This window comes from Roseomonas sp. CAU 1739 (genome assembly GCF_039839775.1).
In the GTDB taxonomy this organism is placed as follows: Bacteria; Pseudomonadota; Alphaproteobacteria; order Acetobacterales; family Acetobacteraceae; genus Neoroseomonas.
The window spans coordinates 51,442-67,296 of the sequence record NZ_JBDOQQ010000007.1; the positions used below are offsets into that span (position 1 = coordinate 51,442).

Here is a 15,855-nt window from a genome sequence, read left to right on the forward strand (position 1 = left end):
CACCGCAGCCGGCCAGTGGGATTGCCGGCGCGCCGCAGCCGTCGCATCGTCGGCATCGCGATGCAGCGCCTTCTTGCCTGGACGGTCCGCCATTGGGTGCTGAGCGCGATCACGCTGCTGATCGGCTGCGCCGCGCTGGGATATGCGCTGGCGGCCCCGCCGCCGCCCCGCGAGATCCGCATCGCCACGGGCACCCAGGCTGATTCCGCCTATACCCAGGCGGCGGAGGCCTATGCGGCCCGGCTGGAGGCGACCGGCTTTCGCGTCCGCCGCGTGCCGACCCAGGGCTCGGTCGAGAATCTCGACCTGCTGCGCGCGGGCCGTGTCGATGTCGCGCTTGTCCAGGGTGGCATCGCCGACCGGGCGCGCGATGCCGGGCTCGAATCGCTCGGCGCCGTGTTTCACGAACCGGTCTGGGTGTTCCGTGGTGCGGGGCAGGATGCCGGTGGCCTCGCCGCGCTGCGCGGCCGCCGCATCGCCGTGGGCCCGGAGGGCAGCGGCACCCGCGCCCTGGCCTTCGCGCTGATGGCGGCGAACGACCTGCGGCCGGACGATGTCGAGGCGCTGCCCGTCACCGGCACGGCGGCGGCCGAAGCGATGCTGGCCGGGACAGCCGACGCCGCCATCCTGGTGACGGCCCGGTTGGCTGGCGCGGTTGCCACGCTGATGACGAGGCCGGGCATCGTGCTGGACGACTTCGCCGGCCTGGCCGACGCCTATGAGGCGCGGTTGCCGTTCCTGACCACGGTGCGGATGCCCGAGGGCGGGCTCTCGCTGGCGGACAACCGCCCGCCACGGCCTGTCGCGCTGGTTGCCCCGGTCGCCTCGGTGGTCGTGCCGGAGGATACCCACCCCCAGGTCGTCAGCCTGCTGGTCGGCATCATGCAGGAGGTGCACCGGCCGCGCACCCTGTTCTCGGCCGAAGGGGTCTTCCCCAACACGCTGGCGCAGGACCTGCCGATGAACGCGGATGCCGAGCGGTACTACGCGCGCGGCCGCACGGTCCTGCAGGCCTGGCTGCCCTTCTGGGTGGCGGTGACGGTGGAACGCCTGCTGGTCATCCTGCTGCCGGTGGTCGGCATCGCCCTGCCGCTGATCCGCTTCGGGCCGGTGCTCTACACTTGGCAGATGGAGACGCGGGTCTGGCGGCATTATGAGACGCTGCGGCGGATCGAGGCGCAGGCCGAGGCCACCCGCGACGATGCCGGGCGATCCGCCCTGCGCGACCGGCTGGAGGCGCTGGAAGGCCGGGTCGCGCGGCTGTCCCTGCCGGTCACCTATCGCCGGCATGTCTTCGCGCTGCGGCGCGACATCGCCTATGTGCGGGCGCAGCTCGCGCCCGGGCGGCACCAGGCCGTGGCGCAGTTCGACGACGCCAGCGAAGCCGCGGCCTGAGCGCGGATGCGGCAGGACCGGCACCGGTCCGGCGACACGCTTCTGGTCATGTCGTTGAAGGCGCGAGATAATCCCGGCGCCGGTGGCCAGGGGGCAGCCGCGCGATTCCCCTGAAAGGGCCAGACCGCATGAGCGACCTCGCAAACAAGCTCACCAGCCAGATCCCGCTCAAGGAGCCGGCCTGGCTCAAGGAATTCAAGGCCTTCATCATGCGCGGCAACGTCATCGACCTCGCGGTCGGTGTCGTGATCGGCGCGGCCTTCACCGCCATCGTCACCTCGGTGGTCGAGGACCTGCTGAACCCGATCGTCGGCATCCTGATGGGCGGGATCGACTTCTCGAACCTGTTCGTCGTGCTGTTCGGCGAACGCCGCGCCTCGCTGGCCGAGACGCGCCAGGCCGGTGCCTCGGTGCTGGCGATCGGGTCGTTCCTCAACGCGGTAATCAAGTTCGTCATTGTCGGCTTCGCCGTGTTCTGGCTGGTCAAGCTGCTGAGCAAGCTGCAGGCGTCGCAGGCGGTCGAGAAGGCCACCACGAAGCCTGGCCCCACGCCGAGCGAGACCCTGCTGGCCGAGATCCGCGACGAGTTGAAGGCGCAGCGTGGCGCGGGCACGCCACCCGCGGCGTGAGGGCGGTGCGCCAGGGCCTTCGGGGCCTGGCGGCGCTGCGATGTGAAGCGACCCGGAGGGTCTGGATCCCTCCGGGCCGCCCCCACCGGAGGCCATGCGATCGTCTGGTGCCTCGCCCCGGCGCTGGACAGCGAGACATCCGCGACCTGTCCCGCGCAGGCGGATCCCTGGCCGAACCGGGCTGCACGTGGCGATGAAGCAGGTCGCGCGGGACTGGCATCAGTCGGGCGCGCGACGAGGCTCGCCCAAGCACTGGGGCCCGTGAAATTGGCGGGCGCGGCCGAGCGCCGATAGCGCCGATCGCGCAGCCTGTCCCCGGGGCGAAGCAGCAGGTCGTCGCGCCGTTGACCGGCACGCACCGCATCCCGCCCCTGGGTCCGCGTTGATCCGGCGCCAGGTCCGCGCGGCCAGGGCGCGACGCCCGGCTTCACCGTCCGCAGGGATGCTCATGCCAAGGGCGAATTCTTCGCCCGTTGGTATCGGCTTCGGCGTGCCCTCAGACGTGTCGTGCCGAAGGCACGCCCACGGCGTGACGCGCAAACCTCCGGTTTGCTCGGCTTCGCCGGACCGCCTTCGCGGCCTCGGCACGAGTCAGTGACTCGTGCCGTTGGTATTAAGCCTTCGGTGGGGTGAGGTCCGGAGAGGTGCAAAGCCCCTCTCCACAGTGCGACCTACCGCGGCGCGTCCGGCGGCAACAGGATCAGCTCGAACGCCGCGGCGCCATCCCCCAACTGCCCCGCGCGCAGGAAGATGTCGCCCTTACGCGTCGCGTCGATCGCGATTCGGGAGGCCAGCCCCTCTCCCCCATCGTCATCCTCCGCGATCATCTGGCCGTTCGCATCGAGGATCTCGAGGACCGTGTCGGTGCCGTCGCGCAGCTCCCGCGTCATCGCCACATGCGCCCCGGGCGGCAGCATGAAGTACGCCGACTGGCCGCGCCGCAGACGGATCGGCACGGCGATGCCGCGCTGGAGCATCGGCGCGGCCGCCGCGGCCCGCAGCGACGTCGGAAAGGTGGCCGGGCCGGCGGTATCGGCTTCGACAGACAGGTCGAACTCGCCGACACCCTCGCCGAGCACGCGGACGCGGACAAAGGCCGGCCGGGGATCGGCCGCCGCGACCTCGAGGCGGGAGGCGAGGCCACCGCCGCCATCGTCATCCTCGGTGACCTCCTGGCCCGTGGCGTCGAGCAGCGTCAGCACGGTGTCGGCGCCGCGGCGCAGGTTCTGCGTCACCACGGCGATGTCGCCCTCGGGCAGGCGGAACACCGCCGCCTGGCCCCGCCGCAGGCGCAGCGACACTGTCTGGCCGATGGCGAGCGCCGGGGCGGCCGTCGCCTCCCGCACCGAGCGCGGGAAGGCGGGTGTCGCGGCGGGCGCATCCGGCAGCAGCACCAGTTCGAAACCGCCGCCGCCCAGCGTGCCGGCGCGCAGGAACAGCGGGCGCCTCTGGGCCGCGGGGATCTCGACGCGGGAGGCGAGTTGTTCGTCGCCGCCATCGTCATCGGTGGCGAGTTCGCGCCCATTGGCATCGACGAGCGTCAGCACCGTGTCGGTGCCGGCGGAAAGCGCTCGAGTGACGGCGACAAGGTCGGGCGCGCCGGATGGCAGGCGGAAATAGGCTTCCTGCCGACCGCGCAGGGTCATCTTGACCGGCACGCCGGCCACGAGCGGGGGACGCGATGCTGCGTCGGCAAGGGTGCGCGGGGGGGCGTTCGGATCGGCCGGGGGGGCGGCGACGAGCGTCACGTCGAAGCGCCCGGCGGCACCGTCCAGCAGGCCGATGCGCAGGAACAGCGGCCCAGCCTGGTCGGCGCCGATCTCGATGCGGGAGGACAGGTTCTCCTCGCCGCCATCATCATCCTCGTCCAGTTGCCGGCCCTGCGAATCGAGCAGCGCCATCACCGTGTCGGCGTTGCGCGACAGGCGACGCGTCTCGGCCACCAGTTCGCCGGCCCCCTCGGGCAGGCGGATGAAGGCGGATTGCCCGCGCGCCAGGTCGATGGACACGGTCCCGCCGACCGGCAGGGGCGACTGCGACAGCGCATCGGCCAGTTCGAGGGCAGGCGTGGCGGGCTGCGCCCCGGCGGGCAGCGGATGCAGGACAGCAAGACCCAGCAGCGCTGCTGCCGCCATGGCGGCATGTCGCGTCGCCTTGCGGGCGTTCGGCCGAAGCATTGCGATGGTCCCCTGTTCGGTGCGCCACAGCGCTAGCGCTTGGGGGGTATGGGGGTCAATCTCGGCGGCGCGACGGCCGGGCGCGTGGCGTCGTTCCCAACATGCGCGGGCCGATCCGCCGGAGCGGCTTGCCAGGGTCGAATGCGAACCGCCCGCGCCGCGCCTGCCAGAGCAAGATCGGTTCACATTCGTTCACCCATCACGCTCTGACCTATTGTTTGATCGCGTGATTCAGACCTCCGGTGCATTCGCACCTGCGGCCATCACGCTCGAGCCCGGCGCGACAGGGTCGGAACCCGCCGCGAACGGGGGCATCGTCACATCGCCGAGGCAACCGGCCAGCCGACTGTGACCCTATCCAAGTTCGAAACTGGTGATGCCGTAGATGCGCGCCAGCGGCAGGGCCGGCGCGGGCCCGGCATACATGCGGGCGGTCTCGAAGGCGGGGGCCATGCCGGCCTCGGTGGCCATGGCGATCGCATCGGCATTCGGCTCCGGCAGGTCGAGGAACACCGCCCCCGGCGGGGCCGCCGCCAGCAGCGCGGCGAACAGGGCCCGCGCGACGACGGGATCCTCGGCGAACAGTGGCCCGATCTTCGATCCCTCCCGGCAGGGGCGCAGCACGGCAAGACCGCGCAGGCCGCCCGCGCCGGGCACGGCGCGGGCGACATGGCCGGGCGCGGTCAGCCAGCTGCGCAGGAAGGCGTCGCGCGGGGCGGGGAAGCAAGTGCGGTCGAAGGCGGCGACCGCGGGCACGGGCAGCGTGGCGGCATCGACGACAGGCGGTGCGGCGGCAAGGCGCGGCGCGCGGGGGGATGCCACACCGAAGCGGATGTTCCGGTGCACGAGATCGAAGCCGGAGCGACGGTAGTTCGCCTGCTGCGCCACCACGCCGTCGAGGCCGACCATGCCCGGCTGCAGCCGCGCCATCGCCGCGCGCCACAGTGCCAGCCCATGGCCCTGGCCGCGGAATTCCGGCCGGACGATGTAGAAGCCCAGGAAGCCGAAGCCATCATCGTAGCGTACGGCCGAGACGCAGCCGACCGGTTCGCCCGCCACTTCGGCGATCAGGAAGCCGTGCGGATCGGCGGCGAGGAAGCAGGCGGCATCGGCAAGGCCGGGATTCCAGCCCTCCGCCGCCGCCCAGTCGAGCGCGAGCGGAAGGTCCGCCGCGCCCATGGGGCGGATCGTCGCGGTGCTCAATGCATCACGTCCCCGCCATTGGGCGACAGGCAGGCGCCGACGTAGAAATTGCCGCCCGGACCGGCGAGCAGCAGGGCGGTCGCGGCGATGTCCTCCGGCACGCCAAGCCGTCCCGCGGGCAGCGAGGCCTCGATCGCCGCGCGCCAGTCCGGCCCGCGCGCCTGGGTCAGGGCAGTGTCGATCGGGCCGGGCGCGATACTGTTGACCCGCACGCCATGCGGCGCGGCTTCCAGCGACAGCGCGCGGGTGAAGGACAGGATCGCGCCCTTCGCCGCGCAATAGGGCACGATGCCGGGCGCGCCCTTGAAGGCGAGTTGCGAGGAGATGGTGATGATCCGCCCGCGCCCGCGCGCCACCATGCCGGGATAGACCGCCTGCGCGGCGATCACCGTGTGCATGTAGTGGACATCCATCACGCGGCGGAAGGTCTCCTCCGGCAGGGTCTCGAAGGGGCCGCGCATGTTCATCCCGGCATTGGTCACGAGGATGTCGGGCGGGCCGAGGGCGGCCTCGGCTTCGGCGATGAACGCCGTGAGCCGGGCGCCGTCGGCGACGTCGAGGCCGGCGTGATGGACGCGCCGCCCCAATGCCGCGACGCCATCCGCGACCGCCGCCGCGCCGGCAGCGTCGTCGAGGTGGCAGAAGGCGATGTCCGCCCCGGCCCGCGCGAAGGCGAGCGCGATGGCGCCGCCGATGCCGCGGCTGCCGCCGGTGATGATGGCGATCTGTCCGGCGAGGTCCGTCATGCTGCGCATCCCTGCAATCGCGCGCATCGTCGCATCGCCCCGGCAGCGAGGCCAGATGGCGGAGGCGGCCGACCTCGGGCAGCATCCGCGCCCCACCGCCCGGAGAATGCGAGTATGGACGACGCACCCCCTTCCCCCGCCGCCATCCAGGCGGTCATGCACCGGGGCGTGCCGCTGGCCGCCGCCTGGGGGATCGAGGTGGTCTCGGCCGAAGGTGGGACGGCCACCTGCCGCCTGCCCTGGCGGGAGGAGTTGCTGCGCCCTGGCGGTACCATGTCCGGCCCGGCGCTGATGGGGCTGGCGGATGTGGCGATGTGGGCGGCGCTGCTCGGCATCACGGGCGGGCGGGATGAGAGCCTGACCACCAGCCTGACCATCCATTTCCTGCGCCGCCTCGACCCCGGGGCGGTGATCGCCGAGGCGCGGCTGCTCAAGCGCGGACGCATCATCGTGGGGGAGGTGCAGATGCGTTCGGAGGCGTCGGCGGAGGTCGCCGCCCATGTGACGACCAGTTGGGCGGCGGTCAGCCCGGCACCGCGCCCCAGCCGATGAAGGGTCCGTTGCGCCAGCCGGACTTGCCATAGCGGAACGGCGCGCCATCGGGTGTCAGCACCTGGCCGCCGGCCGCTTCCAGCACCGCCTGGCCGGCGGCGGTGTCCCATTCCATGGTCGGGCCGAAGCGCGGATAGACATCCGCCTGGCCTTCGGCCACCAGGCAGAACTTCAGCGACGACCCGACCGAGCGCAGCCCGGCGACCGTCTGTTCAGCCAGGAACGCATCGGTCGTCGCATCGCGGTGGGACCGGCTGGCCACGCAGACCACGCCATCATCGGCCGGCCTGCGGCAGGCAATGGGGTGCCAGGCGGGTTCGCCGATCGCGCGCTTCTGTGCCCCCGCACCGACCGCACCCACCCAGACGCGGCCCAATGCCGGCGCCAGGACGACGCCCGCGACCGGGCAGCCCGCTTCGACCAGGGCGATGTTCACGGTGAACTCGCCATTGCGGGATATGAACTCCCGCGTGCCGTCCAGCGGGTCCACCAGGATGAAGCGGTCATGCGGGTCGGGCGCGCGGTGCGCTGCATCTTCCTCCGACACCACGGGGATGCCGGGGCAGTCGCGCGCCAGCCCTTCGAGGATCGCCTGATGCGCCACGAGGTCGGCCTCGGTGACCGGGCTGCCATCGGCCTTCGCATCCACGCCCGCCGACCCATAGACCGCCATGATGCGCGCGCCGGCGGCTTCGGCAATCATGGCGAATTGCTCGGCAAGCCGCAGCCTGGCATCGGGGGTCATGGTCACGTCGCGCGGCTCCTGCATAAGCGGCGGGAAACTTGCGCGGAACGGTTCACCATGGGAAGAGGCGATGCTGCGCTGCACACGCAATTCGCCGCGCTGCCATCATGTCGAGGGTCACGTGCAGAGCACCTCCAGGAAAGCCCCGCTGACGCCGCATCTGGCCCGGCTGGAAGCGGAATCGATCGGGATCATCCGCGAGGTCGCGGCGTCCTTCCGCAAGCCGGTGATGCTCTACAGCATCGGCAAGGATTCCGGCGTGATGCTGCACCTGGCGCTGAAGGCCTTCGCGCCGGGCAAGCCGCCATTTCCGCTGCTGCATGTCGATACCACCTGGAAGTTCCGCGAGATGATCGCCTTCCGCGACATGATGGCGAAGAAGGTGGGGATGGAATTGCTGGTCCACACCAACCCCGACGGCATCGCGCGCGGCATCAATCCGATCGCCTCCGGTTCTGCGCTGCACACGCAGGTGATGAAGACCGAGGCATTGAAGCAGGCGCTCGACAGGCACGGCTTCGACGCGGCCTTCGGCGGCGCGCGGCGCGACGAGGAGAAGTCGCGCGCGAAGGAACGCATCTTCTCCTTCCGCGGGCAGGGGCATTCGTGGGACCCGCGCGCGCAGCGGCCGGAACTGTGGTCGCTGTTCAACACGCGCATCCGCGACGGCGAGAGCATCCGCGTCTTCCCGCTGTCCAACTGGACCGAGTATGACGTGTGGGACTACATCCTCGCCGAGGACCTGCCGATGGTGCCGCTGTATTTCGCCAAGATGCGGCCGGTGGTGAAGCGCGCGGGCACCTGGATCATGGTCGATGACGACCGCCTGCCGCTCGAGCCCGGCGAGACGCCGGAGATGCGCATGGTGCGCTTCCGCACCCTCGGCTGCTATCCGCTGTCCGGCGCCGTGGAAAGCACCGCCGCGACGCTGCCCGACATCATCACCGAGATGCGCGCCGCCAAGACATCCGAACGCCAGGGCCGCCTGATCGATTCCGACGAGGAAGCCTCGATGGAGAAGAAGAAGCGCGAGGGGTATTTCTGAGATGACGCATCACCGCGCGCCCGGAAACCGCGAGCTTCTCCGCTTCCTAACCTGCGGTTCCGTCGATGACGGCAAGTCCACGCTGATCGGCCGGCTGCTGTACGACAGCCAGCTAATCTTCGAGGACACGCTCGCTGCCATCACCAAGGACAGCCGCAAGCACGGCACCACCGGCGACGATATCGACCTCGCGCTGCTGGTCGATGGGCTGGAGGCGGAACGCCAGCAGGGCATCACCATCGACGTCGCGTATCGCTTCTTCCAGACGCCGGGGCGCGCCTTCATCGTCGCCGACACGCCGGGCCATGAACAATACACGCGCAACATGGCGACGGGTGCCTCGGGCGCCTCGCTCGCCGTCATCCTGATCGATGCGCGCAAGGGCGTGCTGACGCAGACCCGCCGCCATTCCTACATCTGCTCGCTGCTGGGCATCCGCGACATCGTCGTGGCGGTCAACAAGATCGACCTGGTGAACTTCAGCCAGGACACCTTCGACCGCATCGTCGGCGACTACGTCACCTTCGCGGCGGAGCTCGGCTTCCGCTCCATCGTGCCGATCCCGATCAGCGCGCGCTTCGGCGACAATGTCTCGACCCGGTCGGGCAACATGCCCTGGTATCACGGCCCGACGCTGATCGAGCACCTGGAGCAGGTGGATGTCGCGCAGGATCTGGCCGTGCGCCCGTTCCGCTTCCCGGTGCAGTGGGTGAACCGGCCGAACCTCGACTTCCGCGGCTTCGCGGGCACGATCGCCAGCGGCCGCGTGGCGCCGGGCGATGCGGTGGTGGTCGCGGCGTCGGGGCGGACATCGCGCGTCGCGCGCATCGTCACCGCCGATGGCGACCTTGCCGTCGCCGAGGCCGGCCAGGCCGTGACGATCACGCTGGAGGACGAGGTCGATGTCGCGCGCGGCGACATACTGGTCCACACCGCCGACCGCCCCGAGGTCGCCGACCAGTTCGCCGGCCACCTGCTGTGGATGGATGAGGAGGCGATGCTGCCCGGGCGCTCCTACCTCATGCGCATCGGCAATGTCTGGACGCCGTGCTCGGTCACCTCGATCCGCCATCGGGTGGATGTGAACACGCTTGAGGAACATGCCGCGCGGCGGCTCTCGCTCAACGAGATCGGCTTCTGCAACTTCTCCGCCGGGCAGCCGATCCCGATTGACCCCTATGAGGAAAACCGCACCACCGGCGCGTTCATCCTGGTCGACCGCTTCACCAACCGCACCGCCGGCGCGGGCATGGTGGCCTTCCCGCTGCGCCGCGCGTCGAACATCCACCATGAGCACTTCACGGTGGACAAGGCGGCGCGCGCGGCGCTGGTTGGCAACAAGCCGATGGTGCTGTGGTTCACCGGCCTGTCGGGGTCGGGCAAGTCCACCATCGCCAACATCGTCGAGCAAGCGCTGCACCGCGCCGGGCGGCAGACCTACAGCCTGGACGGCGACAACATCCGCCACGGGCTGTGCCGCGACCTTGGCTTCACCGCCGAGGACCGCGTCGAGAACATCCGCCGCGTCGGCGAGGTCTCCAAGCTGTTCGTCGATGCGGGGATGATCGTGCTGGCGTCGTTCATCTCGCCCTTCCGGGCAGAACGGCAGATGGTGCGCGGGCTGCTGGGCGAAGGCGAATTCGTCGAGGTGTTCGTCGACACACCGATCGAGGCCTGCATCGCGCGCGACCCGAAGGGGCTGTATGCCAAGGCGCAGGCCGGGCAGATCAAGAACTTCACCGGCATCGACAGCCCCTATGAGGCGCCGGAGCAGCCGGAACTGCTGGTCGCCACCCCGGGCCGCACCGCCGAGGAATGTGCCGAGGACGTGCTGGTGCAGTTGCGCGCGCGCGGCGTCGCCTGCTGAACCCGGCAGCCCGTGACATGGGCTGCTGGCGTTTTCATGGTCCTCAAGCGCCGGCGCACGCATGCGCGTGCTTGGCTTGCGCGCCGTGGGCTGTCGCGTTGGCGACGGTTGATGGTCTGGGCGCGGTCGCGCTGTGCGCTCCCGGATCGCGGCATCGCCGCGATCCGAAGGTGGCGATGCTCTCAGCAGCCCAGGGCATGGGTTGCTGAAGTCCCTGATGGATCAAGCGCCGGCGCACGCATGCGCGTGGTTGGCTCGCGCGCCCTGGGCTGTTGCGTTGGCGACCGCTGATGGCCTGGTCGCGCTGTGCGCTCCCGGATCGCGGCATCGCCGCGATCCGAAGGCGGCGCTGCCGTCAGTCCCCCCCCGGCCAGGCGAAGGGCGTGGCGGGGTCCACGGCGAAGGGATCCGGTCCGTCGGCCAGCGCCGCGGCAAGGCTACCCTGCGCGGCCATGGCCAGCCGGGCGAGGCTCCGGCGCCAGGCCGCGAGAAGCGCCGCATCCGGGGCGGCGCGGACCATCGCCTCATCCAGCCAGGCCGCATAGGCACCCGGCAGCGCGGCCAGCAGACGCGCGAACAGCAACCCGTCGCGCGGCGTCAGCCCATCCGGCAGGCGCAGGTCGCCGGCCTCCGACATCTCCGCTCGCAGCGCCGGCACGCCGGGCGCGGCCAGCGCAAGATCCAGCGCCTCCGCCTCGGCCCGCAGCGCGCAGGCCAGGTGCGGCTTCGCTGTCGGACCAAGGCGCGCGGCCTCCAGCCGCATGTCCAGCATCCGTGCCGCGCCATCCGACAGGAAAGCCATCCGCGCGCGCCCGGGCGTCACCGGCAGGCGGTCATCCAGAACGCGCCGGCCGGCTATCAGGGCCAGCGCTTCCGCCGCGGGCGCGGGACCATCCGGGCGTAATTCCAGCACCAGCGATGACAGGCGGAAGCCGACGCCGCGCATGCCCTGCATCGGTGCGGGCAGGTGCTGCAGCGTCGCGGCGTGGAACCAGAATTCGGCGCGCCCCTCCCCGGCCATCGCCGCGGCGTCCCAGGCGAAGTCGAGCACCGCCATGGCGCCGAGACGGCGCGGCGTGACGGCAAGGCGATGGCCATTGAGGAAGATCGCGACCTCGGGGATCGGTTCGGGATCGACCAGGGCGAGATGCGCCTCCCCCCGCCCGGCGGTGTCCTCGGCCAGCGGCACGCGCAGCACCGAGAAATGCCCCGGGCCGGACCAGCGATAGCCGACGGCGTCGCGCAGTTCAGGCGGATGCCAGCCGCTGCCCTCGATGCTGAACAGCATGTCGTGCACGAAGCGCCGGCGCCAGGTGACCACGTCCATCAGCCCTAATCCAATGTCCAGGCGTGGCGTTCGGCCAGGCGCACGACCTCGATGCCGAAGCGGGTGCCGGCGGTCTCGGCGAGGTCCGCGAGGGGATAGCCTTCCTCGGGCGCCGTCGCCACGGCCATGAGCAGGTCCGCCGTCGCCTCGGCGATGATGCCCATGCGCAGGCCGGTGAGCGCCGCCCGGCGCGGCGCGATATGCCCCATCAACCCGCGCAGGGCCGCGAGCCAGGCCGGGCGCTGCCAGGCGGCCTTGTGCGCGAGGTGGCGCAGGCCGGGGGTCTGCACCACCTCGACCGGCATGGCGCCCAGCAGGGCATCGAGCAGGATCCAGTAGTCCCACCACGGCACGCCAAGGGCGAAGCCGCGCATGTCGATGCGCAGCGCGACGTCGCGCGGCATCAGCACCAGGTCGTAGCCGTAGCGATAGAAGGGGCCGCTATCCTGCGCCGGATGGCCGACATCCATCCGGTTGCAGGCGACCATGCGCGTCCGGGCGCGGTCCAGCAGCGCGGCGCGGCGGGCGTCATCGAGGTCGAACAGGATATCGGCGTTGACGATGCCGACCACCGGCGCGCCCGTCGCGATGGCCTGGCCGAGCGCATCCCACACCCAGGTGCCGGGCCGGCCGAAGGCCTCGGCGACGCCGGGCGCGGCGGGTATGGCCTCGATGCCCGGCGGCAGGTCGGCCAGCGCGGCGAGTTCCTCGGCCGGATTGACGGTCAGGATGCGCCAGCCCGGTGCCGGCCAGGATGCCGCGCAGGCGGCGCGCCAGGCGGGACCGGCATCCTGCCCGCCAGGCCCGGGCCGGCGCATGGCAGGCGGGATGGAGGTGGCGAGGGCGACGTCAGTCACGCGCATCCAGCCGCCGCGCCTTCGCGACATTCCAGGCAATGCCGAGGCTGCGGAAGGCGTGGCCGGCGATGCTGCGCAGCCGCGTCTCGACCGGGGCGGCGATGTCGCGCAGGGGCGTGCCGTTGCTGGCCCGCGCCAATTCGTGCCCCAGCGCGACGCCGAGCGCGACGCCGCGGCCATTGCAGCCGGTCCAGCCCAGCACGCCGGGGGCCAATTCGTAGACATGCGGCATGCGGTCGGCCGTCGCGGCGATATAGCCCCACCAGGTGTAGTCGAAGCGCAACTCACCAATCTGCGGGAAGACGCGGCGGACGCGTTCGGCGATGCGCGCGCGGATCCGGCCATCCCAGCCGAACGGGACGATCAGCCCGCCACCCGTGACCAGCCGGCCATTCGCGTCGAAGCGGTAGAAATACAGGTCGCCCCGCGTATCGGACAGCGCATGGCCTTCCGGCAGGATGGTGCGGCGGATGTTGTCCGACAGCACCGAGGTCGCCATCTGGTAGGAGCGCACCGGAACGATGGTGCGTTTCAGCCCCGGCCAGACATCGTCGGTATAGGCCTGGGTGGCCACAACGACGCGGTCGGCCGTGAGCGTGCCGCGCGCGGTGTCGAGCAGCCAGCCGCCAGGGCCGGGGCGGATGGCCCGCACGGCGCTGTCGGTGTGGATCACCGCGCCCGCGCCGATCGCCGCCGCCGCCATGCCGCGCGCCAGGCCGAGCGGATTGATCCGCCCGCCGGTCGGATTGCCCCAGCCGCCATGCCAGTGGTCGGTGCCGGTCAGCGCAGCCATCTCGGCGCGAGAATACAGCCGCACCGGGGCGCCGCGGCGGCCCCATTGGTCGGCCCGCGCTTCGGACAGCCGGAGGCGCGAGGCACGGTGGGCCGGCTGGATCCAGCCATTCTGCACCGCCTCCGCCTCGATGCCGTGGCGGCGGATCAGGTCGAAGGTGAAGCTGGCGCTGTCGCGGATCAGGCCGACCAGCTGCTCGCCCTTGTCGCGCCCGCCATGTTCGGGGGCGACGGCGGCGACGATCTCGTCGGGGTCGATGCGCGACAGGGTGGGGATGACCTGGCCGTTGTTGCGGCCGGAAGCGCCCCAGCCGATCGCGGCGGCTTCCAGTAGCGTCACGGGCACGCCGGCCTCGGCGAGGTGCAGCGCCGCCGACAGGCCAGTGAAGCCGCCGCCGACCACGGCGACGGCGGTGCGCGCCGCACCGGCCAGCGGCGTCGCGGACGGCGCCGGCGGTGCGGTTGCCGCCCACAGGCTCGCCGGCATCGGCATGGTCATGCGGTCTTCCTGCCGGTGAACAGCACGGCGGCCAACATGCCGCCCGCCGCCAGCGACGCGCCGAGCGCCTGCAGCAGGGAGATCGGCTCACCCAGCAGAAGGCCGGCGAGCAGCAGCGCGGTCACGGGCACCATGATGGACAGGGTGGCCGCACGCGTCGGCCCGAGCAACTCCACCGAGCGCGCATACAAGAACATCGCCAGCGCCCCGAGGGCGATACCCTGGGCGAGGAACTGCACCAGCAGCGGCCCCGCCGGCAGGTCGAGCACGGCCGCCCCCCGCCAGGGCAGCCAGACCGGCAGCACCGCCGCAGCCGAGATCATGGTCACCGCGGCCGTCGCCGGGATGGCCGGCACCTGCCAGCGGCGCAGCAGCAGGGTGAAGATCGACCAGGTCGTGCCAGCCAGGACCAGCAGGATGTCGCCGCGCCAGGCCCCCGGATAGGTGCCCGTCACGCCATCCCAGCCGATCATCAGCACGCCCGCGCCCATGACGGCGAGCGTGATCGCGCGGCCACGGCTCGGCCATTCGCCGATCATCGGGATGGCGAGCAGCGCACCGGCGACCGGCATGATCATCGGCGCGATGGTCCCGCCATGGGAGGCCGGCGCATAGAGCAGCGCGCAGACGAACAGCAGCAGGTTCGGCGCGCCGCCGAAGCAGGCCAGGACCAGCAACCGCCCCAACCCGATGCGCGACAGCGCCGCCCGCGCGCGCCACGCCAGCGGCGCCAGCAGCAACGCCGCCGGGCCGTATCGGAAGGCGGCGAGGTCGAGCGGGTGGAACCCCTGCCCGGCCAAGGCCGGTCGTGCGACCACGGCATGCCCGCCCCAGATGATGGAACAGGCGATGCCGAAGGCGAGGCCAAGCAGGATCCTGGGATTCATTGCCGTCCAGACTGCACCGTCACGTTGCGGTGCGATACGGCGTGCCGGCGCGGATCAGTCATGCCAGCGGCCACCCGGCCGCCACCGGCCCGCCTGCAGTCGGCGACCGCGGGCGGCGCGACGTCGCACGCACGGATCCGGCACGATGGCAAAGGGAGCGGCGGCCCAAGCGATCTGCCCGGGGCTGCGCGGCCGCGCCAGCCATGGCAAGGCGGGCGTCTTCGCCTGGGAATCGCGCCGGGGCGGGGCCTGCGCCAGCCGAAGCGTCAGCGCCTGCCGTCAGCCAAAGAGACGGTTGAGGTCAGTGCAGAAGCGCCCGTAGGGCAGCCCATAGGCATGGATGGAGATCGCCGTCTCGGTGCCGAGATTGGCCAGGCGATGGATCGCATCGGCACGCGCGGGCCCGAAGGTGACATCGCCGGGCCGGCGCAGGGCGATGCCGGACAGCGACGGCGGCGCGCCATCCTGCGCGGGCGCTTCGTAGAAGGTCTCGGTCAGCACGCCGCGATGGACGCCGACGGCGCACCAGGCGTTGTGCGCATGCACCGGGGACATCTGTCCGGGACGCCAGACCAGGGCGGCGACCGCCCAGCCGTCTTCGGCATCCTCGTGCAGCAAATGCCGCACATAGGTCTCGGCGCGGCCGGGGCAGTCGCGGCCGAGCAGCAGCAGGGGATCGACGGCGAACTGGCCCAGCACCTCGGCCACGGCGGCGGAAGGGTCACCCTGGACCGCATGCAGCGCGGCAGAAATGCCATCGGCCATGGCGAGGAGGGCGCTGCGCCCGGCAATGACGTTCATGGGTGGAATCCCGATGAGCAAGATGACGACGTCGGACGTTATCAGGAGAGAGAAGTTTTCTGCAATTGGTTTTCATCACGAAAATCCAATCCCCTCACACGAACAATGAGAGATGATCCTCCCCGAAGCGGAGATGGCCGCGAATGGCGACCGGAGCCCTTCGCCCGCAGGCCGGGACGGCCCCGCGATCCGGGCGCGCACACGGGCACCGCGTCCCGGCGCGGCCGGCGGCGTCATGCCGACAGCCGCTGGCGTCCGCCTGTGCGTGGCATTGGACGGATCATGCCGAAGGCATGCGCGGCCTCGGCGTCGTGCCGGAGGCATGCGAGGGGC

The 15,855-nt window shown here is 71.5% G+C and carries 14 protein-coding genes; 5 read left to right on the plus strand and 9 right to left on the minus strand.

From position 1 onward, the window contains the following. Window positions 1–21: 21 nt before the first annotated feature. Window positions 22–1,395 carry a TAXI family TRAP transporter solute-binding subunit gene (locus tag AAFN86_RS13220; RefSeq protein ID WP_347543809.1) on the plus strand — a complete coding sequence of 458 codons (1,374 nt, stop codon included), beginning with the start codon at window positions 22–24 and terminating at the stop codon, window positions 1,393–1,395. Between the two features lie 128 nt (window positions 1,396–1,523). Continuing rightward, complete coding sequence (gene mscL, locus AAFN86_RS13225) at window positions 1,524–2,024, plus strand: large conductance mechanosensitive channel protein MscL (protein WP_347543810.1); 501 nt, start codon at window positions 1,524–1,526, stop codon at window positions 2,022–2,024. Window positions 2,025–2,695: 671 nt separating this feature from the next. Here the strand turns inward: mscL and AAFN86_RS13230 are convergent. From AAFN86_RS13230 to AAFN86_RS13240, 3 genes are all read right to left on the minus strand, one after another. Beyond that, window positions 2,696–4,201: a hypothetical protein gene (locus AAFN86_RS13230; RefSeq protein ID WP_347543811.1), complete on the minus strand. Its 1,506-nt coding sequence runs from the start codon at window positions 4,199–4,201 to the stop codon at window positions 2,696–2,698. Window positions 4,202–4,555: 354 nt separating this feature from the next. Continuing rightward, the gene (locus AAFN86_RS13235; RefSeq protein ID WP_347543812.1) at window positions 4,556–5,404 is read right to left on the minus strand and encodes a GNAT family N-acetyltransferase; all 849 of its coding nucleotides are present in this window, start codon (window positions 5,402–5,404) and stop codon (window positions 4,556–4,558) included. After that, on the minus strand, window positions 5,401–6,150 hold the full coding sequence (locus AAFN86_RS13240) for an SDR family NAD(P)-dependent oxidoreductase (protein WP_347543813.1): 750 nt from the start codon (window positions 6,148–6,150) through the stop codon (window positions 5,401–5,403). Before AAFN86_RS13240 ends, AAFN86_RS13235 begins: the two co-directional genes overlap by 4 nt. A gap of 114 nt (window positions 6,151–6,264) precedes the next feature. On the opposite strand from AAFN86_RS13240, the gene AAFN86_RS13245 reads away from it, so the two are divergent. Continuing rightward, window positions 6,265–6,702, plus strand: a complete 438-nt coding sequence (locus tag AAFN86_RS13245) for a PaaI family thioesterase (protein WP_347543814.1) — start codon at window positions 6,265–6,267, stop codon at window positions 6,700–6,702. Here AAFN86_RS13245 and cysQ read toward each other — a convergent pair. Further along, window positions 6,674–7,447, minus strand: a complete 774-nt coding sequence (gene cysQ, locus AAFN86_RS13250; protein ID WP_347544010.1) for a 3'(2'),5'-bisphosphate nucleotidase CysQ — start codon at window positions 7,445–7,447, stop codon at window positions 6,674–6,676. The genes AAFN86_RS13245 and cysQ overlap by 29 nt on opposite strands. A 70-nt stretch (window positions 7,448–7,517) precedes the next feature. Here cysQ and cysD point away from each other — a divergent pair, with 70 nt between their 5' ends. Both cysD and cysN read left to right on the plus strand, forming a co-directional pair. Next, on the plus strand, window positions 7,518–8,492 hold the full coding sequence (gene cysD, locus AAFN86_RS13255; protein WP_347543815.1) for a sulfate adenylyltransferase subunit CysD: 975 nt from the start codon (window positions 7,518–7,520) through the stop codon (window positions 8,490–8,492). 1 nt (window position 8,493) lies between these two features. After that, window positions 8,494–10,359, plus strand: a complete 1,866-nt coding sequence (gene cysN, locus AAFN86_RS13260) for a sulfate adenylyltransferase subunit CysN (protein ID WP_347543816.1) — start codon at window positions 8,494–8,496, stop codon at window positions 10,357–10,359. 355 nt (window positions 10,360–10,714) lie between these two features. On the opposite strand, the gene AAFN86_RS13265 is transcribed toward cysN, so the two are convergent. The 5 genes from AAFN86_RS13265 to AAFN86_RS13285 all read right to left on the minus strand — a co-directional run bounded on the left by AAFN86_RS13265 (window position 10,715) and on the right by AAFN86_RS13285 (window position 15,522). Beyond that, window positions 10,715–11,686, minus strand: a complete 972-nt coding sequence (locus tag AAFN86_RS13265) for a hypothetical protein (RefSeq protein ID WP_347543817.1) — start codon at window positions 11,684–11,686, stop codon at window positions 10,715–10,717. 5 nt (window positions 11,687–11,691) lie between these two features. Beyond that, the gene (locus AAFN86_RS13270) at window positions 11,692–12,543 is read right to left on the minus strand and encodes a hypothetical protein (RefSeq protein ID WP_347543818.1); all 852 of its coding nucleotides are present in this window, start codon (window positions 12,541–12,543) and stop codon (window positions 11,692–11,694) included. Further along, window positions 12,536–13,834, minus strand: a complete 1,299-nt coding sequence (locus AAFN86_RS13275) for an FAD-binding oxidoreductase (RefSeq protein WP_347543819.1) — start codon at window positions 13,832–13,834, stop codon at window positions 12,536–12,538. Before AAFN86_RS13275 ends, AAFN86_RS13270 begins: the two co-directional genes overlap by 8 nt. Then, window positions 13,831–14,721, minus strand: a complete 891-nt coding sequence (locus AAFN86_RS13280) for a DMT family transporter (RefSeq protein ID WP_347543820.1) — start codon at window positions 14,719–14,721, stop codon at window positions 13,831–13,833. The genes AAFN86_RS13275 and AAFN86_RS13280 overlap by 4 nt, the downstream gene beginning before the upstream one ends. Before the next feature lie 279 nt (window positions 14,722–15,000). Then, window positions 15,001–15,522, minus strand: coding sequence for a cysteine dioxygenase family protein (locus AAFN86_RS13285; protein ID WP_347543821.1), 522 nt, complete (start codon window positions 15,520–15,522; stop codon window positions 15,001–15,003). Window positions 15,523–15,855: the final 333 nt, after the last annotated feature.

Coding starts and splice junctions, on each gene's coding strand:
- mscL (WP_347543810.1), top strand. CDS start 1,524: ATGAGCGACCTCGCAAACAAGCTCACCAGCCAGATCCCGCTCAAGGAG.
- AAFN86_RS13230 (WP_347543811.1), bottom strand. CDS start 4,201: ATGCTTCGGCCGAACGCCCGCAAGGCGACGCGACATGCCGCCATGGCG.
- AAFN86_RS13240 (WP_347543813.1), bottom strand. CDS start 6,150: ATGACGGACCTCGCCGGACAGATCGCCATCATCACCGGCGGCAGCCGC.
- AAFN86_RS13245 (WP_347543814.1), top strand. CDS start 6,265: ATGGACGACGCACCCCCTTCCCCCGCCGCCATCCAGGCGGTCATGCAC.
- cysQ (WP_347544010.1), bottom strand. CDS start 7,447: ATGACCCCCGATGCCAGGCTGCGGCTTGCCGAGCAATTCGCCATGATT.
- cysD (WP_347543815.1), top strand. CDS start 7,518: ATGCTGCGCTGCACACGCAATTCGCCGCGCTGCCATCATGTCGAGGGT.
- cysN (WP_347543816.1), top strand. CDS start 8,494: ATGACGCATCACCGCGCGCCCGGAAACCGCGAGCTTCTCCGCTTCCTA.
- AAFN86_RS13265 (WP_347543817.1), bottom strand. CDS start 11,686: ATGGACGTGGTCACCTGGCGCCGGCGCTTCGTGCACGACATGCTGTTC.
- AAFN86_RS13275 (WP_347543819.1), bottom strand. CDS start 13,834: ATGACCATGCCGATGCCGGCGAGCCTGTGGGCGGCAACCGCACCGCCG.
- AAFN86_RS13280 (WP_347543820.1), bottom strand. CDS start 14,721: ATGAATCCCAGGATCCTGCTTGGCCTCGCCTTCGGCATCGCCTGTTCC.
- AAFN86_RS13285 (WP_347543821.1), bottom strand. CDS start 15,522: ATGAACGTCATTGCCGGGCGCAGCGCCCTCCTCGCCATGGCCGATGGC.